Source organism: Paenibacillus amylolyticus, from assembly GCF_051136285.1.
In the GTDB taxonomy this organism is placed as follows: Bacteria; Bacillota; Bacilli; order Paenibacillales; family Paenibacillaceae; genus Paenibacillus; species Paenibacillus amylolyticus_F.
This window is the reverse complement of sequence record NZ_CP194938.1, coordinates 1,483,721-1,509,520: the sequence shown is the minus strand read 5'-3', so window position 1 is coordinate 1,509,520 and position 25,800 is coordinate 1,483,721. Positions and strand designations below refer to the sequence as shown.

Here is a 25,800-nt window from a genome sequence, read left to right as displayed (position 1 = left end):
AGGGTCTGTTTCTGTTTGTTTCAAATGAAAGATGACAAGATTCGGTCACATAAAGCCATGGTGCCAACATTATCGCGGGCACTGGAGAGCGGAACGGTACCGGTATGACAACAGGCCATAAAGTGTTTCATTTCGCCTACGAAACCGCGCAAATAAAGATCCCTGTATGCACCGGACGTTGGAGTGCCGGAAGGCGTATATACCGCATCGTGTTCCTCAAGAGACTTCCATGGAAGTTGATCTCCTTGGCGGGACTCATGAACCGTAAGTTTAAGAATTTCATCCGCTAGTGCAAATCCGCGTTCAAAGGTAACCAACACGCTCTCGCTCTCTCGTGACCATGCACTCATACCTGTAAAATAAGCACTGCCCGTCACACCATGATCGAAAATGAGGGATATACTCTGGTTGATATACTTTCCATCTCGTACGGTGGTTCCGGTTACTTGTATGGCTTCCCCAAACAGATAACGCATCAGATCAACCATATGTATGGCGGCCAGCTTCATAAACTGTTCTTCATTTTCGCAAAAAGGAGTGCTGTCTACGGCGAATTTCATCTGGAACGAACATACTTTACCGAGTGTTCCTTCATCAATGATTGCTTTGAGTTTCTGATAGATCGGAGCATAGCGTTTCATAAAACCGACCATGACTATAACACCGGCCTGATCTGCTGCTTCCGCTACCTTTGTGGCTTCCTCTGCACTCCACCGAGTGGTTTGTCCACATAGACGTTGTGACCGGCCTCAATGGCGTCCAGGACAAGTCTGGTTTGATCCGCAGGCTGGGCAACCACGACGACTCCATCGCATGCTTCCTGCTTCAACATCTGACGGGCATGGTCGTAGGCTTGGCCTGAACTGCCGAATTGCAGCAGAGCAGCCTGAGAACGTTCGAGATTCCGTGTGGCTACCGCCTGGATGCTTGCACCTGCCTCGATCGCTGCAGGGTAAATATTCGTGGAGGCATGGAATCCGGCTCCAATAAAGCATAGTTTTGAATTCAGCAAATGAAAGGCTCCTTCCTGTCCCTGGTTACGTTATTCATTATCATTGTGAGGATTTCTATTCTATAACATAGGTGGTTGGGGGCTGGGAAAAAAGGACATATGTCCTTAAAGGCGGGATGGAAAAAGTTGTTGCATTATAAATTTGAAACATGTATACTCTGAATTACGGAAAAACAAGGAATTGTTTCACCGGTTATGCTTTTCATTGATGATGAGAAGATACATATTATGCGGTCGTGGCGGAATTGGCAGACGCGCACGGTTCAGGTCCGTGTGGGCTAACCCCCCGTGGAGGTTCGAGTCCTCTCGACCGCATCAAAGAGAAAAAGGTTTGTACTTGCCTTGTGGGCACTGTACAAGCCTTTTTTCATTTCTCTTTTCTTTGAGCCAGAGTGGGATGAGAAGAACATGGCGGCTTTTCGTTACCTGTAACATAGGGACTTTACAGGACGGCTTTACATAATATTAACCCTCCTGAACACGACTGTTCCAAATGGTGATGGTCAGCAAACCGCACAGTATACCAGCCAAACCGCACATGGTGACGCAGAGCATCAACGGAAGGGGTTCAAAACGGAATAGAAAAGCGATCCCGCTGCCAAAGGTTGTTCCTGCAAGAAATCCGAGGGAAATCCCCAGATGTTTCGATGACTTCATTTCGTTCACCTGCTTCCAAGATGAATGTGACTCGGTTCGATTTTTCCTCACTCGCTGTACGGTTTCATTTTGTGGTATTTGCAGGTAAAATATGCATAAACCAAACGTATGCAACTAAAAAAGGCTCTGGCCCCGATCAGGGAGCGCAGAGCCTTTTGGCTGTTCGCTATGTTAGTGATTACGACGATCTTTAAGAATGACATCTGCGAACAGAATGGTCTTCGGGATGCGGAAAAATTGTTCCGCTTGTTCCTGAAACGCGGCAGAAGGCAGCGTTCCCTGATGCAGCCATTTGCGGAAAGTGCCGGGATGAACCCCGATCCAGTGGCTGACATCTGTCACCGACAAATCATGGACCATACATAAGCCAGTCAAAATACGGTTACTCACCGGAGAGCGGGTTACCGTCCGCTTCATGAAGCGGGATGGCTCAGGCTGACAGATCACAGGACTATTACGCACAACCTCTTCATTAAAAAGAATATGTCGCGGGTAGCCAAGCAACTGACAAGTCTTGTCCAGATTGGTACTGCCGGGTATTCGCCCTTCATACACCCACGCGCTTACACTGCGTGAGGAGATCGAGAGGTCTTCAGCGAGCTGAGACAATTTAATATCATTGGCCATCAGCACGGCAAGAAGAACGCGATTGCGGATTTGACAGCGTGTCGGTTTGCGGAACCGTTTAACACGGACACCTTTTCCCAAATATTTACGGTTGATCAGAGACCACGCCTGGATGGAATGTTGTTCTGGTTGATTAGGCATATTTCCTCCGATTTTTTTAACCAAATACTACAATAAATAAAGGGGTACTTTCAAGTGCCGCATTTACTGGTTTCAAAACCGCATGTGCGTCATTCTACATTAAAGAGGGAAATACGAACTAGACCTCTTGTTATTCGCATCCTAGTATATTCCTAGATTACAATGATTCACTAAAAAAGATGGAATGAATTGTACAGGATCACAAATTATTTGGTTCTAAAGACCTACAAGTGGGTCTTTAGAACTTTTGTGTTATTTTTGCTGATATTATGCTGTTTTTTCCTCGGAATCTCCGATATATTTACTTTTCTATCCGTGGCAGGCCGACGTAAAAGTGCACAAATCTGAAATAATAAATCCGCTTGTTCAGCAAGGCAGTTGAACTGTCACAATCTCTCATTATTACATATATTGTAGGGTACTCAAACCAGGTTAACAAGGGAGAGGTGAGGAACGTGAGTCCAGCGGTGAGTTCGGTTACTGCTATTTCGGGAGCGGTTGTAACGTTCGCTTTTGGTGGGTGGGATCAGCTGCTTAGTTTGCTTGCTATCGCTATGGCTATTGATTATATTACAGGTTTGGCGGCCGCCGTGAGAACGGGAACGGGATTGAACAGCAATATTGGCTTCTGGGGACTTGCGCGTAAAGGGCTAATGCTAACCGTTGTTCTGCTGGCTCACCGCATTGATCTGATCATGGGAACCGATATTATCAAGGGAGGGGCTATTTATTTTTACTTGGTGAATGAATTAATCTCGATAACGGAGAACTATGCCAAAATCGGACTGCCATTACCCGACAAGCTCAGACAGGCTATCATGGTGCTCAAGAAACAGGAGGAACAGAACATTCTGCTTGATAAGGAGTGGACTATACCTCAGCAGACTTCCGACAGCGAGGTTTCCGTAAAAGAAGATAGTCAAACGAATGAAGATGTTCAAACTGTTCAGGACGAGGAGAAGAAGGCAGAGAATGGGGAAGTCTCCTCTGACCGGCAGTCGGAACCAACGAAGGGTTAGTCCGTTTCATTACTATTGTTCAGGAAACGCATACAAGCATCCTTTCGTAATAGACGGCGATATGATATATTTTGGATACACGAAACATAGCAAAGGGTTCTAATCATTAATTCAAACGAGGTGTTTATCCAGATGATTAAGCATATTGTCCTGTTCAAAATGAAAGATCGTTCCACAGAAAGTATCGAGGCTGCTGCCCAGGTTCTGCGTAATCTGGAAGGCAAAATTGATGTCCTGATTTCACTTGAGGTAGGTATCGATGTAGTGCGTTCGGACAGGTCGTTCGACATTTCACTGACGGCGGAGTTTGCTTCGCTGGAAGATCTTCAGGCGTATCAGGTTCACCCGCTCCATCAAGACGTTATCAAGTACATGAACGAAGTCAGAGAACAATCCATTGCTGTAGATTATGTGATCTGAGGATTTAATCATTCTATTCTGGATTTGAAGGGGAATCTTCATGAGCGATTTAAGAGACGTTATGGAATTTCTATATATTTTTGTTGTGTTTCTGATCGCTTGCCCTGTCATGATCTTCTGGCTTAAGCACAGAGGAAAACGAGATCGATAACTCACTGAACGGGAAGTGAATGAATGTATTATGTGAACAGGGAACAGATCGCTCGCCGGCTTGACGCGGTACCTGAAGTAGCCGAAGGGCTCAGGCAAGCTGTACAGGCTTGGGATGGTGGTCTGGTGTTAGGGATGGTGCAGGAACGTTGCTTGCATCTTGCCATCGAGATTGTGACCGATGTGGGGAGTTATCTCATTGACGGCTTCATTATGAGAGATGCAAGTAGTTATGATGATATTATTCAAATTAACTATGAAGAGAACGTGTTTGATGAGTCTACTTATGAGGTATTGCGTCAACTCGTCACTTTGCGAAAACCTCTTGTGCAAGATTATTACAGCTGGCAGCGGCCTGTATTACATCCATTAAGCGTTACCTTGCCGGATATTTTGGAAAAGTTCTCCGGCCTGGTAAGCGTTTATGTGGAAAAAGAACTTGGGCCTTTTCAGGGAAATGAAGGCCAAGGGACAGTGTAAGGAATGAGGGAAGCCGTATGGAGAAAGATTCAAAAGGGATAGATCAAGGAAACCGTGAAAGTGGTGAGACATCTTCTGGTTTTCACCCTGTGTATATGGTGGAGTTCTTGTTCAATGAACAGCCGGATGTGAATCGTCATGTATTACAGGAGGCGCTCATCAACCGAACGGGACAAGGACGGCTTGATGTAAAGCAGGGAGAGAAGGAACAAGGGGTAAAGGATATGTTGGTGTTCTACCATATGGAGCACAAGGTTGCCTTCCAGGAAGGCAGTATTCCGGCTCAGACTTGTTTTCTCCCTGTACATGAGATTGTGGAACGGACACGTTTTGCAGGGGCTTTGCAGCAGGCCTGGCATTGGCCTGAAGCGGGACAAGCTGTTGAATCGGCTCGTTACTCCATTCGTATTCATGACATGTTTACTGCGGCTATGCCGCGTAAGCAACGTCTGAATTTGTTTCAGGAAACCGTGTTAGCTGTATTGGATGCACTGAATTGTGATGCGCTTTACTGGTACGGCAGTGATAAGCTGGTTGAACCTGCTGCTTATATTCAATCCCAGGAACGGGAAGAGCATCTGTACGCAGCGATGAATGTGCGAATGTATCAAGCGGGGGGGACGGAGGAACAGCCAGAACTGGTCATGGATACCGTAGGTTTATCCGCGCTTGGCGTGCCTGATGTACAATGTCACTTTACTGGACTTGACCCTGATACGGTGGCCCAGACACTGCTGGGTGCCGCTTATTACATATTTGATCAGGGAGATGTGCTGCAGGATGGTCAGACTTTGGGTTCGTCCGGTGGACGACGTTGGCGCTGTGAGCATCAGGCTGCTCTGATAGCACCAGGACGTTATGTCGTAGATCTGAATCCAGGGGAAGAGCACACGGTGTCTAAGCCGCAGACGGTTCAGTAAAACAGAATGACAATGGGCACCTTACACCAGAGCAGTCTTTGTTCAGATATTTTCAATCTGGAGTGTCAGGTCAAGCCCATCATGCTTATAATGCATCAACAGAGTAGGCATTGGCCCAGATGAGCAACCTAAACGGTTGATTCATAAACCGATGTCTAATCCAAACAAAGGGAGAGATGAGTCATGAAAGATTCGAACAAAAGCTTGTTGTGGGGTGCTTTAATCGGCTCAGTTGTTGGTTCGGTTACGGCATTGCTGCTTGCGCCAAAATCAGGACGTGAACTGCGTCAGGATATCTCCGATGGTGCTCGCCAGGTATCGGACAAAGGTCAGGAATTGGCCGTGAAAGTTGGGGAGCAAAGCTCACAGATCGTTTCCAAAGTGAAGGAAACGGCGGATGTGGTCATTAAGGATATTCAGTCTTGGCGTTGTTCATCGGATGGCAAGGAAATTCGGATTTCCGCTGCAATCGCGGAAACAGACAAAGCAGAAGAAGTGCAGATTCAAGTCCAGCCTGAGATCGAGGTTCAGGATCAAGTGCAGGATGTAGTACAAAATCAAGGCCTGAAATTGGAAGCAACAGAGCAAGGTTCGGAAAACATTGCAAAGCTTTCTGTCGATGAATCCAAAGACGAAAAGTAAGAAGTTGTTGTACCAGCAGGCTTTCCCCGTTCGGGTGGAAAGCCTGCTTTGTTGTGTGCCTATACGTTGCACGATAACAGGGTTTATGTACTTGAATTTGAACACGGCGATGAAATCGGGTAAGATGTAGGTACCTTTTTGCCTTAAATTTCATAGGGTAGGTAGAAAGCTTTTTGATATATGGTTATCAGAATGAATTTAATGAAGAAGGAAGCGGTGTGTTCGTGCAGCAAGCTATTGCTATATTAGACTCCGGTGTAGGGGGATTGACCGTTGCGAAGGAAGTAATGCGTCAGCTCCCGCGGGAAAAGATCATTTATTTTGGGGACACTGCCCGGACACCGTACGGACCCCGTTCGTCCGAACAAGTGAAACAATTTACGGAGCAAATCGTTGATTTTTTGATCCAGTTTAATCCGAAAGTTATCGTTATCGCCTGCAATACAGCGACAGCCGCCGCACTGGAGTATATCCGGGCTAAGGTGAATGTGCCTGTCATCGGTGTTATCCATCCTGGAGCAAGGGCAGCCATCATGGCGACCCGTACCGGTCGGATCGGTGTAATTGGCACTGTAGGCACGATTGGAAGTGGTGCTTACACGTCGGCGCTCAAGCAACTGTCACCATACGTAGATGTGGTCAGTCAGGCCTGTCCCACTCTGGTGCCACTGGTGGAGCAAGGTGAATTTCGTTCCGAACATACAACGCATACGGTGGATCAAGCGCTGGGAGATATTAAAGGACAGCCTATTGACTGTCTGATTCTCGGCTGCACTCATTATCCGTTTCTGATGGATACGATTCAGGATGTCATGGGGCAAGAAGTGAAGCTCATCAGCTCAGCCGATGAAACAGCGAGAGAAATCAGTACGATCTTATATGATAAACGCAAGTTGGCAAGCGGGGATGAGACGCCTGTGCATCAATTTTTCTGTACAGGTGATCCGCGTATGTTCCAGAATATCACCAAGCTGTGGCTGGGAGAACAAATTTCCAAGACTCCTGTCGTTTGGCAAGTCACACAGCTGTCGGAATAATCGTAATTTTTATATTGGTCCAAAGGATGAAGCTGCATTCTTGTTTTGAATTTTGCTCTGGTACCCGAACCTGTACAGGTTCGGGTTTTTCATATTTCTCTGCGTACGGTGTAACTGTGCTCAGCTCGGGTAGCCAGGTTGATCTACATGTAGAAGTCTGCGAACGATGTCACATGACGGACAACCGGGTTTGCATACGATAAGACAGACGCATCTAGGCGATAACCAAGCACGGGAAGAATTTGATCCTGTGGAAGGGAGAGACAACATGGAACTACAGTGGATTATCGTGAAAACAGGAGACACACTGCCGAGGATAGCTTCGGCATACCGAATGACCAAAGAGTTGTTATGTGCGTTGAATCCTGAAACTACGTCGCAGCCTTATCTGCTTGCAGGTCAGATGCTGCGTGTGTTGCCTGGGACTGGACGCAGATATGTTGTGCCCCCGGGAGAAACGGTACAGGAAACGTCGCGGCGTTTCGGAATAACGGAAGACCAGCTTCGTCTAAGTAATCCGGAGATCGCCAAGGTGAAGGATTGGGGCGGCTGTTGTATTCATATTCCGCTGAATGTTGGAGAATCTATCGTGAACATTGAAGGTGAATATGGGTATCGTGAATTGATAAGAGACATACAGCGATTGGAATCGCGTTATTCCTGTGTTGAATCGGGGGTAATCGGTATAAGTGTGATGGGAAAAAAACTGCCTTATGTGCGGATTGGGCAAGGGCCGCGACATATTCATGTCAACGCATCGGTTCATGCCAATGAGTGGCTGACCTCTCCTGTTCTGATGAGGTTTATCGAGGAGTATGCTGAGGCATATAACTCACATTCACTTTGGCATACCTTTGATCCGCAGCGATGGATGCAAGAGACAACCTTATGGACCGTGCCTATGGTGAACCCGGATGGTGTAGAATTAGTTCAGGAAGGTGTGGTAAATCATCATGCCTATGCTTCGGAATTACTGGCTTGGAATGGTGGGCGACCGCACTTTACACACTGGAAAGCTAACATTAGGGGTGTAGATCTCAACGATCAGTTTCCTGCACATTGGGATGAGGAGGTTGCGCGCAGAGGCGTTCATTCTCCTGGCCCACGGGACTACGCCGGTAAGGCTCCGCTGACTGAACCTGAGGCGCAAGCACTTGCGGAGTGGACGCAGGAGCATACTTTTGCTGCGGTTGTATCTCTCCATAGTCAAGGTCAAGAGATTTATTGGAATTACCGGGATCTGGAGCCGAGAGAGAGTGCGCCACTGTCGCGCAAACTTGCTAAAGCATCGGGGTATAAAGCTGTAAAGCTGGGTGGTAGTGATGCTGGATATAAGGATTGGTTCATTCAAACGTTTGGCAGACCGGGATTTACGGTAGAGGTGGGTTCGGGAGTGAATCCGTTACCTGTGGAGCAATTTGATGACATTTGTGTGGAAGTGGGTATGCTACTGGCAGAACTGTTATCCCATGGGGAACGGGAAGGTGGAGTCCTGGGTCAGGCGTGAAACGAATCTGAAATTCAAACGTATAACTGGAACGGACGCTGGAGCGGCGTTCGTTTTTTGTTTTTTTTTTGATCATAGTGCAGTCATAAAAGGGGGTTCATACGATGAAGTGGAGAAAATTGCTGTCGTTTCAGCGGTGGGTTCATGTGTTCAAGAGACTTCCACGTCTGCTCAAGGCCCCGCAGATTCCTTTGGGTGAAAAGCTGTTGTTTATTATTCCGGCGCTTCTTTACTGGGTGCTTCCTGATGTGATGCCATTCATGCCGATTGATGATATCGGGGTAACCCTGATACTGATGAACTGGTTTGTCGGCCGAGCTGAACGTAAATATCCTGTGTTGGTGGAAAGCGCAACATCTTAAGGTCGTGTCTAAAATATGACTTCACGGTGTTTTCGCATCAATGTTATTGCGATTAGTTGTAACTTTCTTTACAATAGATGCTGGAGTTTAAAACGTATGCTGAAATTGTTGGAACCAGCAATGATAATATAGGAGATGAATCGAATGAACTGCAAAATCACTCGTAACGCAGCAAAAGTGTTGAAGCTTGAACTGGACAAGCCGGAGAACGAAGGTAAACTATTGCGTGTTGTGATTACACATGCACACGGAGACCACGCTCATTACGGACTTGATCTGGACACGCCGGGAGATAATGACACCGTGGTATCTACGGACAAAGGCATTGACGTTATTTTGGAAAACGGACAACCTATGCTGGATGGCGTAAAAATTGATTACCTCTACTTGCCGCAAGAAGGATTTGTCATTACAAATCCGTCCAAAGGCAACCACGGCGACCATTAAGGGAGCGAAGAAGGGGAACTCATGGCTAACGATATCCGCGTATGCGAAAAATGTAATCATATCCGATTGAAGTCGATTGTGCCCAAGTTGGAGAAGATGGCGCCAGGCACAGAGATTAAGATCGGTTGTAAATCTTATTGCGGGCCGTGTGCAAAGCGCGCCTTTGTTTTCATCAATGGCCGATATATCAGTGCGCCTACAGAAGAAGAGGTACTGACAAAAGTTTCGAAGTTCATTAAGTAACTTTTGAAAAAAGAATAAGGGCGGCTTGTTTAACCGAAGCTAACCGGGTAACAGGAATATGATTCCGAGGAGGAATAACTCATGCCCAAGCGTTATGATTCCAGTTTGCAAGCAGGTACAACTGTATCTCAGGCGCAAAATGCGGTGAACAAGCTTCATTATGCTGTTTCTCAAGCCATGTCCCACCCGAATCTGCAGACGATTGTGCAGGCAGAGCAACGGCTCGCACATACCGAGCAGGCCATGAGGCAAGCAGAGTTGTCTCTAGGAGGACAAGGCTTCGAATTGGCACAGGACATGTTCATTGAGGAGAAGAAGAGATTAAATTCGATCCAGAATCAGCACATGCAAGAGGGAAATTAAACGGTTTCTGTTACATCTGAACCTGTAGGCAATCATTGCCTGCAGGTTTTTTTGTTTATTCTAGAGCGCTTAAAATTCTGTCAGAAGGTTAATAGACCAAGAGCAGGCAAAAATCAATACGGGAGGTACAGGATGACCAAACATATCACAGGTTGCACAATTCTGAACAACGGAGTGACAATGCCATGGCTTGGAATCGGGACTTTTAAGGCTAAGGGAAAAGAAGTGCAACAGGCGGTAGAGACCGCTTTGGAAGTGGGGTATCGAAGTATCGATACCGCATCGATTTATGGTAATGAGGAAGAAGTGGGACAAGCCATTGCGAGCAGCGGCGTAGCCCGTAACGAGTTATTTGTAACGACCAAGCTTTGGAACGATGATCAGGGTTATGATTCGACACTTAGAGCTTTTGAAGCCAGCCAGAAGGCACTTGGATTAAATATCATTGATTTATATTTAATTCATTGGCCTGGCCGTGACCAGTATAAAGAGACGTGGAGAGCATTTGAGCGTCTCTATAGCGAAGGAAGTGTGCGCGCGATCGGTGTGAGTAACTTTCAGGTGCATCATCTGCGCGATCTTATAGATGAAGGTGGTACTGTGCCTGCGGTGAATCAGGTGGAATTACATCCCGGTCTGATCCAGCAGGAACTGCAGGATTTCTGCGGAGCACAGGGGATTCAACTGGAGGCATGGAGTCCGATTATGAAAGGAAAATTAAATCAGGAGTCTACCTTGAAGGGACTGGCTCAGAAGTATGGCAAAACACCGGCCCAGATTATTCTGCGCTGGGATATCCAGAATCAGATTGTGACGATTCCCAAATCGGTGACACCTGAGCGGATTCGTGAGAACGCGGATATCTTTGATTTTGAACTGACCCCTGATGAGCTGAGACAGATTGATGCACTTGATGCGGACAAACGGACGGGACCGCACCCGGATCAACTATTTTGGGATTAGGCGCGAAGCTGATTTTCCAGTTAAACAAGTATAGACGTTGGAGGAGGCTTCAAGGACGAATCGTTCTTTCGATCGCTGTTGTTTTGGAATTTCCTTGATTGAAGTTTTTAAAGGTTTGAAATTCGAAACCAAAGGCGAACGCTCCGCTTTTACAGAATCGATTTCGTCCTTTTCGCAGCAGCGTTTGATAGGAGAGTCACTTGGAAAAGGAGCTTCTTAAGGCGAGGGCAGTGACAAAACGGAGGGCTTCGCTTCTCCGTTTTGTTCTGATTTGTAACTTTGCTAATGTTATAGGGAAGAATGCATATTGTGAATGATAACAAAGAAAGAAAAAGAGTTAAAAACGGCTAAAAAGCGGTTTGAAAAGCATTATAAATGTAGTCACAGTAAACTGAAAAAAAGCAGCAGATCATGGGAATATCCCATAATCCTGCTGCTTTTTTATGTTAGTTAGAAGGTTTGTTTTGCGGAACCTCGCAGCCTTCGTCTGTACAAACTCCACTACCATCTGCGGCATCATTAGATTCAACAATGGTGAAAGGGGAGCGTTCGTCCCATGCTTTTTGCAGCGCATCCAGGAATACATCGTCAGGTTGTGCACCCGAAACGGCAAATTTGCGATCCAGCACGAAGAATGGAACACCACGAATGCCGAGCTGTGCACCCTCTGCCTGATCGGCGCGTACGTTCTCTGTAAATTGGTCGCTGGACAGAACAGCAGTCGCAGCTTCACGATCCAAGCCAACTTCCTGGGCAAGATCAGCCAACACTTGATGGTCACCCGTATGTTTGCCTTCAATAAAAATGGCTTGGAACAAGCGTTCACTCAGTTCAAGTGCTTTGCCCTGAGTATCAGCCCAGTGAGTCAAACGGTGAGCGGAAAAGGAGTTCGTTATAATCATTGCATCAATATTGTATTCGAGACCTGCTGTACGAGCGTTGGCATTCATCTGCGCATTCATGCCCCGAGCTTGCTCTTCACTGATATTGTACTTGGAAGAAAGATATTCCGTGTTCGTTTTGCCGCTGTTCACTTCTGCATTAGGATCCAGCTCAAAGCTTTTGAACTGCAATTTTACCTCATCCCGGTGAGGGAATTTCTCTAGTACATTTTCAAGACGGCGTTTACCAATATAACAGAAAGGGCACATGAAATCTGACCATATTTCAATATTCATTGCTTTAAAACCTCCATTTAATTCTCAATTGAAACTTTTATAGTTACAATTATAAAGAAACTTTCGAAAATTCGCAAGTTAATCGTGTTTATTTTGATAAGCCTTTGACCAATGATTGGGTTGAAGCTCATTTAATGTTTTGAAAATAAGCTGTCCAGATGGATCGTATACTGCTGCTTTGACTTCCTCGCCCCAGTAAAAGAGGCGTTCCTGACAGATTCCACATGGCGTTAGCACTTTAAATGCTGTAGTTTCGTCATCGCGGGCGATACAGAGAGAGTGGGTTACGCGCTCATTTAATTTGTGGGCTTCCAGATAAGCTCCGGTTTCCATGCATAGATGTACAGCATCATTGATCACCTCAGGAGCTACACTAATGAGGAGAGAGCCAGCGTCCGTGTATACGGCGCCTGCCCCGCCCCATCCTTGAGGATAACGCTGTTTAACAAACTTGGCGGCTGCATCAAACAGTTTTTGTTCGATATCGTGTGAATGGGTGCTGGATGACATGTGATGATATTCCCCTTTTTGTATGGAATTCTGATCTCCATTCATTGAAATCTTCTATTTCTAATCATGGAGTCGAGAGTTGTTCAGTTGCACTTGCTGTATTTTCCTCGCGGAATTGGCGAATCAGATCGTAGGTAATCAGTGTATCGGAAATATGCAGACGCTTGGATGCTGTCTCAAAACCGGCTTTGCAGACATTGATGTCGGTCTTTTCGTGAGTAGACAGGTCATAACAGGCTCCATTTGCGTATATGTGATCATCCGACGGGATATAAAACACCTTGCCATCCGTAAAAGTGCCGTTACGTAGCGCTACTAAACGTTCTGAGCCGTCATACACATTGTTTCCCATGTGATAATAGGATTCATCGGATATCCCGAGTAAATGCAGCACAGAGGGTGTAATATCCAGCTGCCCCGAAGGTTTTTCCAATGTACCTGCTTCAGCTCCATCCGGCAAGTGAACCAGCAGTGGCACTTTGTTCATAATCTGTTCCATATCGAGGTCGTTCAGTGGACGTTTCAAAAACTTCTCATATTGATCTTTATCCTTAATGGAACTGTCATGGTCCCCGTAGAACATAAAGATTGTATTTTCCCATAAGCCCCGATTTTTCAGATCCTCCACCATACCGCCTAGCGCAGCATCCACATAATGAACCGATTGCAGGTAGTTTCCGAACATTGTACCTTCGAATTCACCCACATCCAGCTGCTGTTTATCTTTAGGAATGGAGGAGTATGGGTGGTGGCTGCTAAGTGTGATGAGGAATGAATAAAATGGCTCCTTCACATCACTGTTCATTTTCTCTACGGACTGCCGGAAAAAAGAAACATCAGACAAAGACCACCCCAGCGGGTCATCTTCCACAAAATCATTTTTGCTGTAGAACTTGTCATATTTCATATTCTGATACATCGTATATCGGTTCCAGAAACCGCTCTCGTAGGCGTGAAACACGTTGGTGCTATAACCTTGATCCTTCAAAATGGAAGGCAGTGAGTCATACGTATGATCCGCATAACGCACAAACGCCGATCCTACAGGAAGGGGGTGTAAAGAAATGTTGGCGCCAAAATCAGCATCCGACGTTCTGCCTTGCCCGGTCTGGTGATAGAAGTGACTGTAATACTGGCTTTCTTTCATTAATTCATTAAAATGTGGTGTGATTTCTTGTCCGCCAATGCTTTGTCCGATCATAAAATTCATAAAGGCTTCGCCCTGCACGATAATAACGTTGCTGTCTTTGTATTTTCCAAATAAGGCCTGATTGTGCTGCGCTGCATTCGACTGCTGCCGTTCTGCAAAATAAGCTTTAACCAGCTTGATATCGGCTGCATCGGCCTCAGGGCCGGATCCAATAGTATCTTTGACATAGGAGTACACATCATAGCCGTGAAAAGCGAGTAAACCGGTTACGTTGTACATGGATACATTCCACCAATTGTTTTCAAACAGCCCTTTGGCCCAGGTTTTGCTGTAATAATAGATCGGGCCAGCGCCAAGGCCGAGTCCCAGCACAAGAACTGTAAAACCTGCAAACAGGCGGCGAAGATGTTTTTTACGAGCACTCAAAGAATTAAAGGAAGTGGAGGAGTAACCCCCATAACCTCTGTCATAACTGCTTGTGTACATACCTGAGAATTGACCTGAGCGATAACGTTTGCTGAACAGCAACATCACTGCAAATGGAATCACAATGAGTACATCGGCAAAAAACCAGAAATCACTCGCATAGATCAAAGTAGCGATGCTATCCCCAAGTGCGTCTACCTGTCGTGCCTGTAGAAGCACTGGTACAGTCAGGAAGTCCTGAAAGTAACGGTAATAGACCATATCAGCATAGATGAGTGCAGTAAGAAACAAGTGAAGAATGGCAAGTGCAGCAATCATGCCTCTACGTGGTAGCCACCAGACCCAGAAGGACAGAAGTAGCAGGGAGCCGATAGCAATGACTTTGTCGAGCAGTCCCATCGTAATGTTATAGGCGTGCAAGTTGTGATGCAATAGCATCAGTTTAAGTAGAATAAGTAGGGTGAAAATAACATATAACGTCATTGGATGACGCAGAAGCCAGCGCGTTTTGGAACTTCGCATAGGCGGTGTAACAACCATAGTGTGTTCCCCCTTGTTATTAAGTAGGTGTTCATGCCAGAGATTTGATTACATTACATATCTTTATATGTTTTTGTTTTTGTTTTTTTTTGTTAACGGAATGTAAAACAGGGCTTCATATATTATAGCGTGACCGCTTGGTATTTCAACCATGCTCGTCTTATCGGTCTGTCGTATACTACTGAGCGTTCCAGAGAGGCAAAGTGACGTTGGTTAATTGGTGGTATCAGGCAGACAAAAAAACACAAAAAACGCCCTAACCATAAAGGTCAGAGCGCTCCTATCCAATAAGTATCTTTAAACTTGCGGTGTCTTGTTACGCGGTGGCAATGGCCCCAAGTACTGATAATATTGGGTTTCAATCCGTCCGTTGAACAGCTTGCGGCGCTTGTCCGCTTTGTGTCCGAAATATTCTTCGAATGTCTTGGTGGAGGTGATTGCAAAAAACGACCATGTTGGCATCTCCAGATAACTACGGCCGAGGGAACGAAGCAGCTTCTGTACTTCTTTTTCTTCACTCAGACGTTCCCCATAAGGCGGGTTGGTAATAATAACTCCATACTCCCCTTGAGGTCTGGCCCGGTGGGCTGGCAATACGCTGACTTCGATATCTTTGGCAAAACCTGCACTTTTGATCGCCGCTTGTGCAACTTCAATTGCTTCAGGATCAATGTCGCTGCCTGAAATTTGCAAAGGCACATCGTCACGCACAGCATCAAATGCTTCCTCGCGCGCTTGTTCCCACAGTTCAGCAGGAATCACATCCCAATTCTCAGAATTAAACGTGCGGCGAAGCCCTGGTGCGATGTTCCAGCCGATCATTGCAGCTTCGATCAGCATGGTGCCAGAACCGCAGCAAGGATCATAGAACGGGCGGGAAACATTCCAGCGGCTGAGCTGAATCAGTGCAGCTGCCAGTGTTTCTTTTAGCGGTGCTTCTGTAACCAGTTTGCGGTATCCACGTTTGTGAAGTCCAGGCCCTGTTGTGTCCAGTGTAATAAGGGCGCGGTCATTCAGCAGAATGACTTCAACGACATAACGTGCTCCATTTTCGGGGAACCATTCGGTATGATGTGTCAGCTTCAGCTTTTCAACAATCGCCTTTTTGACAATACCTTGTGATGCTGGCACGCTGCTTAGTTGAGATTTCTGTGATCGACCTTCCACTGGAAATTCACCGTCTGCCGGAATCCATTCTTCCCAAGGTAGTGCTTTGGTGCCCTCAAACAATTCGTCAAATGTGGTTGCGGGGAATTCCCCCATGTTGACCAGCACACGGTCCGAACTTCTCAGCCACAGGTTACAGCGACAAATATCAATATAATCTCCTGTGAAAAATACTCGGCCATTATCGACCCTGGCATCTTCATATCCCAGCTGTTTCAGTTCCCGAGCAACAACAGCCTCGAGTCCCATTGCTGAGGTTGCAATCAATTGCAATCGAGCCATATAAATTCATTCAACTCCATTTCGAGCCGCAGAGGGCGTACCCTTCTGGCAGCGATATAGTAACGGTGCGGCCTTGCCGCTTTCCGCGAAAAAACTTACAATGAGTAATGCGGCTTAACCGCAAAACTTCAATGCAGGTAATGCAGCGTTCAATTGTCTGTGTTGGATAACAAACATTCATTATAAAACATTGGCATCCATATGAAAAGCAGTCCAAGTGACCAAGGAGGAACTTCGTGGTGAATATGACCCCTGACGAATATGTAAATCAATTATTTCAAGAGGATGAGCTCTTGTTAAAAGTAAAAGAAGCCATTCGGGTGAATGGCATGCCGGAGGTTTCGGTGGCGGCGGCTTATGGTCGTCTGCTCACCTTCCTGGCAAAAACTTCAAAGGCTGAAGCTGTGCTCGAAATCGGTGTGCTCGGCGGTTACAGCGGTATCTGCCTGGCTCGTGGTTTAAGCGAAGGGGGGAGTTTGACTTCGCTTGAACTAAAAGAAGAGTACGCAGCAATGGCTCGTGCACATCTGGAGGAAGGTGGATTTGGTGGGCGAGTCGAATACCGGGTCGGACCAGCGGCAGACAGTCTGGAGCAATTGGTACAAGAAGAGCGTACCTTTGACTTTTTCTTTATTGACGCAGATAAGGAAAATTATCCGGTTTATCTCGATTATGCGATTCGTCTTGCTCGTCCCGGTGCGGTTATCGTAGGTGACAACTGTTTCCTGCGCGGTCGCACACTTAATCCAGACAAGCAAGGGCCTGCTGTGCTTGCCGTGCGTCGCTTCAATGAACAGATGGCAAATGACCCGCGTCTCGTCACGACCATGCTGCCAGACTATGATGGTTTAGCGCTGGCTTGGGTGAAATAGATCCATTGAACTCCGTTGAAAGCTTGGTTGTGAAAGCCAAGTTAAATGTAAAATTATATCGCGGTGACATGCAGTTTTAATTTATGCTTCTTGCATGTTTTCGTACAGTTCGCTTGAGATGATCGGTTTCAATGTGATAACGTGTGCGAGCTTAAAGAAATGGTGCCCGTCAATTTTGTCCGCATCGAGTACGAGTTTGGAAAACACTTTGACAGGCTTGCGCGGTGGCTGATGTACGGAGGCAGCGATGACCGTTTTGCGTCCGTACTCTGAACGTTCGTAATCGAAGCCATCCACTGGAATCGGCAGATGGGCGATCCAGTATGTCTTTTCAACCGGTCGTGTGTCATGATAACACACGGTGGCGGGTATGAACTGCACGTTTGATTGGAATTGTTCCAACAGCGTTTTGAAAGCGTCCGAGACAACCCTTGTTCCTGTAATGGTTTCGAAATAGTCCACTTTCAAGCTGCGCACCGACGACAAAAGCTCCACCTCGGCCTTTGTGTGATCCGGAACTGGATAGTCTACAGCCAAATAATTCGTATCTAATTCAGGAGTAAAAGTGGTGCCACCACTGATAAATCCGCTGCGGGGATACTGAGATTCGAGAAAATAGTAGTCCATATGTGTTAACGTTCCTTTCCCACTGTAGTCTATTATTCATTATAAAGGTTGAGAGAACAGTAAAAAAGCCGAAGCAGGATGAACCTCTGCTTCGGCCTTTTTACGAACATCTGGTCATTATTCTTCGCTAACTTATACCTCTGGTGTGCCGTATGTTTCAAACCACTTTTTAATCGTATCAAAATCATCACTGAAGGAAAGTCCAAGCATCAACAGAATCCGTGCTTGCTGTGGGCTGAGATTATCCCCGGCAATAATGCCTTTACTGCCACCATATACGCTGCCCGATCCTGTTCGGGTTGTGGTTACGAAAATAACCCCTTCTTCAATCGCCTTTGTACGGGCTTGACCCATTGCTCTGGAGATGCCGCCCGCCCCTGTACCGGAAGTAACAATTCCCTTCACTCCGCTTTTTACAAAGCCTTCAATCGCACCGCCACCTGCTTCTTGATAGGAGATGGCAATTTCTACTTTGGCAAGATCAGCTTTGGCGATTTTACTAAGATCAAATGCTGGCTTCGCTGTACCTTCGGGTTTCATGGCTCTCGCAGGTGCGCGGTAAATTCGGATGTTCTCTTCATCAATATAACCAACAGCGCCGAGCATTGGCGTTTCAAAAGTGTCTGTCCGATAATCATTGGTCTTGGTTACACCGCGAGCAAGCTGAATAGTATCGTTGAGCATCAATACAGTGCCAAACGATTTGGTTCGGCCGCTGCCGGCCAGTTTGATGGCATTGTAGAGGTTCGCCTGAGCGTCGGAGCCGATCACGGTCCATGGTCTCATGGAGCCTGTGATGACAACGGGTTTATCGCTTTGAACCGTCATATCAAGGAAGTAGGCTATTTCCTCCATCGTATCTGTGCCTGTAGTAACCACTACGCTATCATATTGAGCTAATGCTTTATCTACCGTTTGAGATAAGTCATACAGATCAGCCATCGAATAGGAGCCGGAACCGGAATTGCCGAATTGCAGCGTGCTTACATCCGCAATTTTCTGTTTGTCCGGCAAATCTTTGACCATGTCAGCGATGAGCAGTGTGCCTGCCTTGTAATTTTGGAAGCTGGTTGCGTCCTGTGATTGTCCCGCAATCGTTCCGCCTGTTCCGATCACAAGCACATTAGAGAGTGGAGATTGTTTGGAGGATTCCGGCACAACCGGGATAGTGGTGTTACGTGCTGGCGTGGTCGGAGCACTCTGAACAGTACCTGTTGTGCCTTTTACCTCTACCGTAGCTGCTTGAGCAGCGTGAGTTCCCATAGGGGAGAGAGAAAGGGTTAGTGCGGTTAGTGCGGCAGTACTCCAAACGGCCCAAGGGCGAAGGTTAGATTGTTTTTTCATGCTGATACGCTCCTTCAAGTGAGTTTTGTGTGAGGAATATTATTTTTTTGTGTATGTAGATTAAAATTATTTTATTTTATGTTAGTTAATATGACAAATGTGGATTTTGGTAGGGATAACGATTACATTCATAGAATTATAGAGTTAAATGGCTTTTTTATAAGTAAAATGACTAAATTTAAAGTCCTATTATCTTAGTTGATAAATAATAATAGTGAGTTTTATGTATTCGGTTGAAATATTAATGTTACTAAATATAACATAAAACCTATTCGACAAAGATAAGGTAGTTAGGAGCAGGAGATGGGCCGTGAGGCTTATTTACGCTGTTTTTATTGGAATCTCCATCCAGTTGTGTGTATAATGAATAAGATCTTATATGTAAATAAATATATATTATTGATTGGAGGAAACACGATGAAACAAGCGCCCCGAAAATATGCCAATTATATTCCTATTCGGGAATTGCACAGCAAGGAGCAACAACTATCTCCCTTCCAGGTGTATGCAGAACTTCGTGAGAACACTCCAGTCCGATATGATGAGCATCGTGAATGCTGGGATGTGTTTCGATATGAAGACGTGCATTATATTTTGAAAAATCCAAAACTGTTTTCTTCGGAGCGCAATCGTGCGAGCTCCAGCATGTTAACGACAGATCCTCCGAAGCACAAGCAGCTGCGTGATCTGGTCAACCAAGCTTTTACCCCCAAGGCAATTGAAGCTCTGGCGCCACGTATTCAGGAGATCACGGATGAGCTGCTGGCTCCGCATTTACCTGATGGAAAGATGAACCTGATTGATGACCTCGCAACACCGCTGCCCGTCATCGTTATTGCTGAACTGATTGGGGTTCCGGCTTCAGATCGCCATGAGTTCAAGCATTGGTCAGATGTGCTCGTGAAAGGCGCGCGCGATGACAGTGAAGAAGCGTTTCAGGAGTTGGCAAAAGAGAAACAGCAGAACATGCAGGAGTTATATGCCTATTTCACAGACATTATGGAACAGCGCCGTGTAGAGCCGCAGGACGATCTGATCTCCTTGCTACTCGCTGCGGAGATTGAGGGTCAGAAGCTGACGGAGGAAGAAGTGGTTAATTTCTGTATTCTTTTGCTGGCCGCAGGGAATGAGACAACAACCAATCTGATCGCCAATGCAGTGCGTATTCTCTCGGAGCAACCCGAATTGCAGGATGAATTACGCGAGCATCCGGATAGAGTTGCAAGTGCCATAGAAGAGACGTTGCGTTATTATCCGCCGATTGTGGCGATTGGACGTGTTGCGAGGGAGACAGTGGAACTAAGAGGCAAGACCATCAAGGCAGGTGAACAGGTGATCTCCTGGGTAGGGGCCGCCAATCGCGACAGTGAGCAGTTCGAACGGGCAGATGAGTTTGTGTCTGATCGTAAGCCGAACCGGCATCTGGGATTTGGATTTGGTATTCATTTCTGTCTGGGTGCACCGTTGGCACGATTGGAAGCCAGGGTTGTGCTGTACACATTGCTTCAGCGTATGGAACAGATACAGTTAGTACCTGATCCCGAAAGCTCGTTAGAGCCAATCCAAAGCGCTTTTGTCTTTGGTGTGAACGAATATCCGATTCAATTCCACGAACGACACATATAAAAGAAAGCCGCTTTCAGGCCAGAAATGGCGCTGAAGCGGCTTTTTGTTGTGTGTTATACCTACACATGGAAGTGTAAACATAACTGCTAGTTCCATTCTTACCTGTTAACATACTTCGTACTTCCCTGCAAAGAATATCTTTTCAGGATCAGGATTCATTTAGACGAACAGGTTTTTTGTACAATTTAAACCGCACCCAAACCATATTGAGCAGTAGCAGGCCACCGGATACGATAAAGAGGCCCTCAATGCCGATGAAGCCAGCCATAAATCCACCGATGATTGCACCGAGCATGTTGCCTAGAGCCAATGTACTTGTGTTAAAGCTGAATGCCCGGCTGATCATGTTGTCGGGTGAGTACCCGCGAATCAATGCATTTACACTCGGGAGCAGTCCGCCCATAAATATGCCCATGACAAAACGGACAAGGATGAGTTGCCATACCGTTTGAACAAAAGCTTGAGGTATAAGCATAATTCCGGTTCCGATCAGCGAAAAGGTGAGCACCCGGTGTGAACCGATCCGGTCACTGAGTTTTCCAAGCACAGGTGACATCGCCATATTGGATAGACCCGTAACAGCGCCGACCATGCCCGCCCAGAATGCAACATTCACTTGAGTTCCATGCAGTTTCTCTACATAAATAGGCAAAAGTGACATCGGACTGATCATCGCAAATTGCAGCAGGAACGTCACAGCGAATAGTGCAGGTAGCTGAGGTGATTTAGTGAGCTCTTTCAAACCGGATAATACGGATTGATCGGGTAGCTTTGCGGCTTCTTGACGGTCGAATTTCTCCCGTACCAGGAACATCGCCAGCATGGAAGCTGTGAAGATAAGTCCACCTGTAATATAGAAAATGGGACGGAAGCCCACCGCATCTGCAAGCAATCCACCAATGAGTGGGCCCAGAATTGTACCCGCTACCTGACCGGACTGGCTGATACCCATGGCAAAACCCATGCGATCCTTCGGTGTTGTGCCTGAGATCAGGGCAACAGCCGCCGGATTGAAGCCGGAGATCGTTCCGTTAAGCAGGCGCAAGAAGAGGAGCTGCCAAGGGTTTTGCACAAGACCCATCAAGGCTATGACAATAGCCATTCCAAATCCGGAGCGAAGCAACATAATTTTTCGTCCGTATTTGTCCGACAGCTTGCCCCAGAGCGGCTGAAATAAAAATGAGGTGAGAAAATTGGCGGCAAAAATAAATCCGGCCCAAATACCAATTTCGTGCTCTCCTACCACGCCTAAATCTCTGGCAAGAAATAAAGATAAAAAAGGCGTAATCATCGTCATTCCTGCATTGACGAGGAATTGTCCGAACCAAAGCACAATGAGATTGACTTTCCACATTTTCAAAGTGCTTTCACTTCCTTTCAAAGATTTTTCTGTAATTCTCAAAAAAACCGATTCTTTCATTATATCATAAATGGCATATGGGGAGGGGCTTAACGAATGGAATAGATTAGGGTGTAACGAATGTCATAGTATTGTCACTTGGAACACATCCCCATATGGTTGTTACAGCTGTTTAAAAAGGGCATAATGGTAGTTATGAGTCCAAAAACTATTGGAGGCTTCTTACATGAGCTATAATGATCGACTTATTCGGGCCAGTTTCAAACAGCAGGTAGACCGTGTGCCAGTATGGTACATGCGCCAGGCTGGACGTTACGATCCTGAATATCGCAAAATTAAAGAAAAGTACTCCTTGCTTGAAATATGTCAACAGCCTGAGTTGGCGGCAGAAGTTACACTCATGCCTGTGCGTAAATTGGGTGTGGATGCGGCTATTTTGTATTCCGATATTATGAATCCGGTTGCTTCACTTGGCATTGATTTTGACATTGTCAAAAATATTGGGCCGGTGATCGATAATCCCATTCGTTCGGCTGCAGATGTAGAGCGTCTGCGTCCCATTGATGTGGAAGGGGATCTGTCTCATATCCTTGAAACGATCCGTATTCTGGACAAGGAACTTGACGTTCCGCTGATTACGTTTGCCGGGGCTCCGTTTACGATAGCCAGTTATCTGATCGAAGGGCAGCCTTCGAAAGGATATATCCGAACCAAATCGATGATGTACAGTGAACCGGAAGTGTGGCACAAACTGATGCAGAAGCTTGGTGATATGGTCATTACATATATCCGTGCCCATATCGCAAATGGCGGTAAGGCATTTCAGTTATTTGACAGCTGGGTAGGCGCACTCTCTCCCAAAGACTTCAAAACGTATGTGTTGCCAACGATTACTCGTATCTTTACCGAATTATCCGATTTGAATGTACCGAAAATCTATTTCCCTGGTGTGGCCTCAGGTGAACTGTTGCCAACTCTGCAAGATCTGAATGCAAATGTCATCGGGCTGGACTGGAGAGTCTCCATTTCCGAAGGACGCAGACGTCTAGGTGGCAAATTCGCCGTGCAGGGTAACCTTGATCCGTATATCCTGACTGCGCCAATGGAATTAATCAAAGAACAGGCGAAAGTGATTATTGATGAGGGGATTAAGGATCCGGGTTATATTTTCAATCTGGGACATGGCTTATTCCCTGAAGCTTCGCTTGATAAATTAAAAGAACTAACTGCATACATTCATCAATATTCAGCAGAAGCTTTAAAGACGGGAGTGACGGTAAGCAATGACTAATACAGTAGGCGTACTGGTGATGTCTTATGGCACACCTGAAAATATGGAAAGTGTTGAAGCGTATTATACACATATTCGCAGAGGGCGTCCGCCTGAGCCGGAACAATTGAAAGAGCTGACAGATCGGTATGAAGCCATTGTTGGCGGTGTTTTTCCGCTGCGTGAGAACACGGATAACCAGGTGAGAAGTCTTCAAAAGGCGTTACAGCAAGATGAGCGCCGCGGTGAAGTTGAATTCCGCTGTTACCAAGGACTGAAGCATGCATATCCTTTTATTGAGGATGGCGTAGAGCAGATGGCAAAAGACGGTATTCAGACCGCCATTGGCATTGTGCTTGCGCCCCATTTCTCAACGATGAGTGTGGGTAGTTACATCAAACGTGCACGGGAAAAAGCCGAAGAACTTGGCATCCGGATGTCCTTTATTGAAAGTTATCATTTGCATCCGAAGCTGATTCAGGCTCTTTCCACGCGAGTGAGCGCGAAGCTGGACGCATTTGAAGAAGCAGGGGCTAAACGCGGGGATGTGAAGGTTCTGTTCAGCGCGCACAGCTTGCCAGCACGAATTGTTGACATGGGTGATCCGTATCCGAATCAATTGCTGGAGACTTCCGAAGCCATTGCTTCCCAGGTGGGGATTAGCAACTGGCAGTTTACCTGGCAAAGTGCCGGACGAACAGCCGAGCCATGGCTCGGTCCGGACATTCTGGACACCCTCCAGGAGCTTTCACGTGAACAGGTGGAAGATGTGCTTGTGGCTCCCATCGGCTTTGTCTCGGATCATCTGGAAGTCTTATATGATCTCGACATTGAAGCCAAAGCGATCGCTAAAGAGATGGATATGCGGTTAATGCGTATTGACTCCCTTAACAGTGATCCTCTGTATATGGAGACATTGAGTGACTCTATCATAAGCCAGTGGCAGCAAGGGTCTGATAACTAATGGAAGACAAGAAACGGCGTGTTGTTATTATCGGCGGGGGTCTTACAGGCCTCAGCGCAGCATTTTATATCCGCAAGCATTACAGGGAAGCTGGCTTTGAACCTGCGATTACCTTGCTTGAGAAAAGCTCGTCCATGGGCGGTATGATTGAAACGCTGCATCGGGATGGATTTGTAATCGAGAAAGGGCCTGATTCTTTCCTGGCTCGCAAAACAGCGATGATTGATCTGGCGAAGGAACTGGAGATGGATCATGAACTGGTCAGCCAGAATCCGGAATCCAAGAAAACATACATTATGCAACGTGGCAAACTTCATCCGATGCCGGCAGGTCTAGTGCTCGGCATTCCAACAGAATTGAAATCTTTTCTTAGAAGTGGACTTGTTTCTCCGGGAGGGAAATTGCGGGCGCTAATGGACTTTATTATTCCGCCCAAGCGCACAACAGAGGATGAATCTCTTGGTTACATGATTGAGCGCAGGCTCGGCCCAGAGGTGCTGGAAAACCTGACTGAACCGCTTCTGGCGGGGATTTATGCGGGAGATATGCGAAAGCTGAGCCTGCAAGCGACCTTTCCGCAGTTTGGAGAGGTGGAGCGGGATTATGGCAGCTTGATCCGAGGCATGATGACAGGGCGTAAACCTGCTGAGACACATACGGGCACCAAACGGAGTGTGTTTCTGAACTTCCGCCAAGGGCTGCAGAGTCTCGTGCATGCGCTTGTTCATGAGTTGAATGATGTGGATCAGCGTCTGAATACATCTGCCAAGTCCTTGCAACGACTGGAGGGTCAAAACACCGGATATCGTGTTGAACTTGATAACGGTCAATTTTTGGAGGCAGATGATGTTGTGATCACCGTGCCAACCTATGTGGCTTCTGACTTGCTGAAACCTCATGTGGATACATCGGCGCTGGATGCAATCAATTATGTATCCGTTGCTAACGTTGTTCTGGCCTTTGAGAAAAAAGAAGTGGAACATGTCTTTGACGGTTCAGGATTCCTTGTGCCTAGAAAAGAAGGGCGTAATATTACGGCCTGCACATGGACCTCGACAAAATGGCTGCATACCAGTCCGGATGACAAGGTCCTGCTTCGTTGTTATGTTGGCCGTTCCGGAGATGAACAAAATGTGGAGCTTCCCGACGAGGCGCTTACGGAGCTTGTGATGAAAGATCTTAGAGAAACGATGGGCATTGAGGCCACACCGATTTTCTCGGAGATTACAAGATTGCGTAAATCGATGCCGCAGTATCCTGTAGGTCATCTTGAGCATCTGGCTAACCTTCGCAAGGAGCTTGGAGGTAAGCTTCCGGGTGTTTACATTGCCGGAGCTGGTTATGAGGGTGTGGGACTGCCAGACTGTATCCGACAAGCCAAAGAAATGTCCGTAAAGGCGGCAACACAGCTTACTGCAACGAAGTAAAAGCATGAACTTTATATCTGCCGCCTCCAATGTAGCAGCATCTACAGAAGGGGCGGCTTCTTTTATG

28 protein-coding genes, 1 tRNA gene and 1 pseudogene are annotated in these 25,800 nt (G+C 46.5%); 19 read left to right on the top strand and 11 right to left on the bottom strand.

From position 1 onward, the window contains the following. Nucleotides 1-20 precede the first annotated feature (20 nt). Together ACR8BL_RS06765 and ACR8BL_RS06760 are read right to left on the bottom strand one after the other, a co-directional pair. A complete protein-coding gene (locus ACR8BL_RS06765; RefSeq protein ID WP_434751888.1) occupies nucleotides 21-641 on the bottom strand; it encodes a Gfo/Idh/MocA family protein in 621 nt (206 codons plus the stop codon). Nucleotides 642-685: 44 nt separating this feature from the next. Next, the gene (locus ACR8BL_RS06760; RefSeq protein WP_434751887.1) at nucleotides 686-1,012 is read right to left on the bottom strand and encodes a Gfo/Idh/MocA family oxidoreductase; all 327 of its coding nucleotides are present in this window, start codon (nucleotides 1,010-1,012) and stop codon (nucleotides 686-688) included. Between the two features lie 230 nt (nucleotides 1,013-1,242). Between ACR8BL_RS06760 and ACR8BL_RS06755 the strand changes: the two genes are divergently transcribed. Continuing rightward, nucleotides 1,243-1,327, top strand: a tRNA-Leu gene (locus ACR8BL_RS06755). A 150-nt stretch (nucleotides 1,328-1,477) separates the two neighbouring features. Here ACR8BL_RS06755 and ACR8BL_RS06750 read toward each other — a convergent pair. Next, complete coding sequence (locus ACR8BL_RS06750; protein WP_434751886.1) at nucleotides 1,478-1,669, bottom strand: hypothetical protein; 192 nt, start codon at nucleotides 1,667-1,669, stop codon at nucleotides 1,478-1,480. Here ACR8BL_RS06750 and ACR8BL_RS06745 point away from each other — a divergent pair. Further along, complete coding sequence (locus ACR8BL_RS06745) at nucleotides 1,660-1,863, top strand: hypothetical protein (protein ID WP_434758335.1); 204 nt, start codon at nucleotides 1,660-1,662, stop codon at nucleotides 1,861-1,863. The two genes, ACR8BL_RS06750 and ACR8BL_RS06745, sit on opposite strands and share 10 nt — an antisense overlap. On the opposite strand, the gene ACR8BL_RS06740 is transcribed toward ACR8BL_RS06745, so the two are convergent. Continuing rightward, entirely contained in the window at nucleotides 1,841-2,437 is a 597-nt protein-coding gene (locus tag ACR8BL_RS06740) for a helix-turn-helix domain-containing protein (protein ID WP_145329283.1), read from the bottom strand. The two genes, ACR8BL_RS06745 and ACR8BL_RS06740, sit on opposite strands and share 23 nt — an antisense overlap. Before the next feature lie 446 nt (nucleotides 2,438-2,883). Here ACR8BL_RS06740 and ACR8BL_RS06735 point away from each other — a divergent pair. From ACR8BL_RS06735 to ACR8BL_RS06680, 12 genes and pseudogenes are all read left to right on the top strand, one after another. Then, nucleotides 2,884-3,276, top strand: a pseudogene (locus tag ACR8BL_RS06735) (phage holin family protein); the annotation flags it as partial. Between the two features lie 312 nt (nucleotides 3,277-3,588). Then, a complete protein-coding gene (locus ACR8BL_RS06730; RefSeq protein WP_434751885.1) occupies nucleotides 3,589-3,876 on the top strand; it encodes a Dabb family protein in 288 nt (95 codons plus the stop codon). A 174-nt stretch (nucleotides 3,877-4,050) separates the two neighbouring features. Beyond that, complete coding sequence (locus ACR8BL_RS06725; protein ID WP_434751884.1) at nucleotides 4,051-4,506, top strand: DUF86 domain-containing protein; 456 nt, start codon at nucleotides 4,051-4,053, stop codon at nucleotides 4,504-4,506. Nucleotides 4,507-4,523: 17 nt separating this feature from the next. Beyond that, the gene (locus ACR8BL_RS06720; RefSeq protein WP_434751883.1) at nucleotides 4,524-5,426 is read left to right on the top strand and encodes a DUF4261 domain-containing protein; all 903 of its coding nucleotides are present in this window, start codon (nucleotides 4,524-4,526) and stop codon (nucleotides 5,424-5,426) included. 183 nt (nucleotides 5,427-5,609) lie between these two features. Next, nucleotides 5,610-6,068, top strand: a complete 459-nt coding sequence (locus ACR8BL_RS06715; RefSeq protein WP_434751882.1) for a YtxH domain-containing protein — start codon at nucleotides 5,610-5,612, stop codon at nucleotides 6,066-6,068. Between the two features lie 224 nt (nucleotides 6,069-6,292). Beyond that, nucleotides 6,293-7,105 carry a glutamate racemase gene (racE, locus tag ACR8BL_RS06710; protein WP_434753040.1) on the top strand — a complete coding sequence of 271 codons (813 nt, stop codon included), beginning with the start codon at nucleotides 6,293-6,295 and terminating at the stop codon, nucleotides 7,103-7,105. 268 nt (nucleotides 7,106-7,373) lie between these two features. Next, nucleotides 7,374-8,612 (top strand): M14 family metallopeptidase, encoded by a 1,239-nt coding sequence (locus ACR8BL_RS06705; protein WP_434753039.1) that lies wholly within the window; start codon nucleotides 7,374-7,376, stop codon nucleotides 8,610-8,612. A gap of 104 nt (nucleotides 8,613-8,716) precedes the next feature. After that, a complete protein-coding gene (locus ACR8BL_RS06700; RefSeq protein WP_434751881.1) occupies nucleotides 8,717-8,974 on the top strand; it encodes a hypothetical protein in 258 nt (85 codons plus the stop codon). Nucleotides 8,975-9,118: 144 nt separating this feature from the next. Next, nucleotides 9,119-9,421, top strand: coding sequence for a heme biosynthesis protein HemY (locus ACR8BL_RS06695; RefSeq protein WP_090920458.1), 303 nt, complete (start codon nucleotides 9,119-9,121; stop codon nucleotides 9,419-9,421). Between the two features lie 21 nt (nucleotides 9,422-9,442). After that, on the top strand, nucleotides 9,443-9,664 hold the full coding sequence (locus tag ACR8BL_RS06690) for a DUF1450 domain-containing protein (RefSeq protein WP_090920463.1): 222 nt from the start codon (nucleotides 9,443-9,445) through the stop codon (nucleotides 9,662-9,664). A gap of 81 nt (nucleotides 9,665-9,745) precedes the next feature. Continuing rightward, the gene (locus ACR8BL_RS06685; protein WP_434751880.1) at nucleotides 9,746-10,027 is read left to right on the top strand and encodes a hypothetical protein; all 282 of its coding nucleotides are present in this window, start codon (nucleotides 9,746-9,748) and stop codon (nucleotides 10,025-10,027) included. Nucleotides 10,028-10,159: 132 nt separating this feature from the next. Beyond that, nucleotides 10,160-10,990, top strand: a complete 831-nt coding sequence (locus ACR8BL_RS06680) for an aldo/keto reductase (protein WP_434751879.1) — start codon at nucleotides 10,160-10,162, stop codon at nucleotides 10,988-10,990. Between the two features lie 446 nt (nucleotides 10,991-11,436). On the opposite strand, the gene ACR8BL_RS06675 is transcribed toward ACR8BL_RS06680, so the two are convergent. From ACR8BL_RS06675 to ACR8BL_RS06660, 4 genes are all read right to left on the bottom strand, one after another. Continuing rightward, entirely contained in the window at nucleotides 11,437-12,168 is a 732-nt protein-coding gene (locus ACR8BL_RS06675; RefSeq protein ID WP_434751878.1) for a DsbA family oxidoreductase, read from the bottom strand. A 78-nt stretch (nucleotides 12,169-12,246) separates the two neighbouring features. Further along, complete coding sequence (locus ACR8BL_RS06670; protein WP_434751877.1) at nucleotides 12,247-12,678, bottom strand: cytidine deaminase; 432 nt, start codon at nucleotides 12,676-12,678, stop codon at nucleotides 12,247-12,249. 64 nt (nucleotides 12,679-12,742) lie between these two features. After that, nucleotides 12,743-14,794 carry an LTA synthase family protein gene (locus tag ACR8BL_RS06665; protein WP_434751876.1) on the bottom strand — a complete coding sequence of 684 codons (2,052 nt, stop codon included), beginning with the start codon at nucleotides 14,792-14,794 and terminating at the stop codon, nucleotides 12,743-12,745. 297 nt (nucleotides 14,795-15,091) lie between these two features. After that, a complete protein-coding gene (locus ACR8BL_RS06660; protein ID WP_434751875.1) occupies nucleotides 15,092-16,243 on the bottom strand; it encodes a THUMP domain-containing class I SAM-dependent RNA methyltransferase in 1,152 nt (383 codons plus the stop codon). Nucleotides 16,244-16,488: 245 nt separating this feature from the next. On the opposite strand from ACR8BL_RS06660, the gene ACR8BL_RS06655 reads away from it, so the two are divergent. Next, nucleotides 16,489-17,115, top strand: coding sequence for an O-methyltransferase (locus tag ACR8BL_RS06655; protein ID WP_434753038.1), 627 nt, complete (start codon nucleotides 16,489-16,491; stop codon nucleotides 17,113-17,115). Nucleotides 17,116-17,196: 81 nt separating this feature from the next. Here the strand turns inward: ACR8BL_RS06655 and ACR8BL_RS06650 are convergent, their stop codons facing one another. After that, nucleotides 17,197-17,742, bottom strand: a complete 546-nt coding sequence (locus tag ACR8BL_RS06650; protein WP_434756615.1) for an imm11 family protein — start codon at nucleotides 17,740-17,742, stop codon at nucleotides 17,197-17,199. A gap of 132 nt (nucleotides 17,743-17,874) precedes the next feature. Next, the gene (locus ACR8BL_RS06645; RefSeq protein ID WP_434751873.1) at nucleotides 17,875-19,086 is read right to left on the bottom strand and encodes an asparaginase; all 1,212 of its coding nucleotides are present in this window, start codon (nucleotides 19,084-19,086) and stop codon (nucleotides 17,875-17,877) included. A 417-nt stretch (nucleotides 19,087-19,503) separates the two neighbouring features. Here ACR8BL_RS06645 and ACR8BL_RS06640 point away from each other — a divergent pair, with 417 nt between their 5' ends. Then, on the top strand, nucleotides 19,504-20,712 hold the full coding sequence (locus ACR8BL_RS06640; protein WP_434751872.1) for a cytochrome P450: 1,209 nt from the start codon (nucleotides 19,504-19,506) through the stop codon (nucleotides 20,710-20,712). A gap of 148 nt (nucleotides 20,713-20,860) precedes the next feature. On the opposite strand, the gene ACR8BL_RS06635 is transcribed toward ACR8BL_RS06640, so the two are convergent. Continuing rightward, complete coding sequence (locus ACR8BL_RS06635) at nucleotides 20,861-22,066, bottom strand: MFS transporter (RefSeq protein ID WP_434753037.1); 1,206 nt, start codon at nucleotides 22,064-22,066, stop codon at nucleotides 20,861-20,863. Nucleotides 22,067-22,298: 232 nt separating this feature from the next. Here ACR8BL_RS06635 and hemE point away from each other — a divergent pair, with 232 nt between their 5' ends. From hemE to hemY, 3 genes are read left to right on the top strand one after another with little or no spacing between them, the layout of a single operon-like run. Next, entirely contained in the window at nucleotides 22,299-23,363 is a 1,065-nt protein-coding gene (gene hemE / locus ACR8BL_RS06630) for a uroporphyrinogen decarboxylase (protein ID WP_434751871.1), read from the top strand. Further along, entirely contained in the window at nucleotides 23,356-24,306 is a 951-nt protein-coding gene (hemH, locus tag ACR8BL_RS06625; RefSeq protein WP_434751870.1) for a ferrochelatase, read from the top strand. The genes hemE and hemH overlap by 8 nt, the downstream gene beginning before the upstream one ends. After that, nucleotides 24,306-25,733 (top strand): protoporphyrinogen oxidase, encoded by a 1,428-nt coding sequence (gene hemY / locus ACR8BL_RS06620; RefSeq protein ID WP_434751869.1) that lies wholly within the window; start codon nucleotides 24,306-24,308, stop codon nucleotides 25,731-25,733. The genes hemH and hemY overlap by 1 nt, the downstream gene beginning before the upstream one ends. The last annotated feature ends 67 nt before the right edge of the window (nucleotides 25,734-25,800 follow it).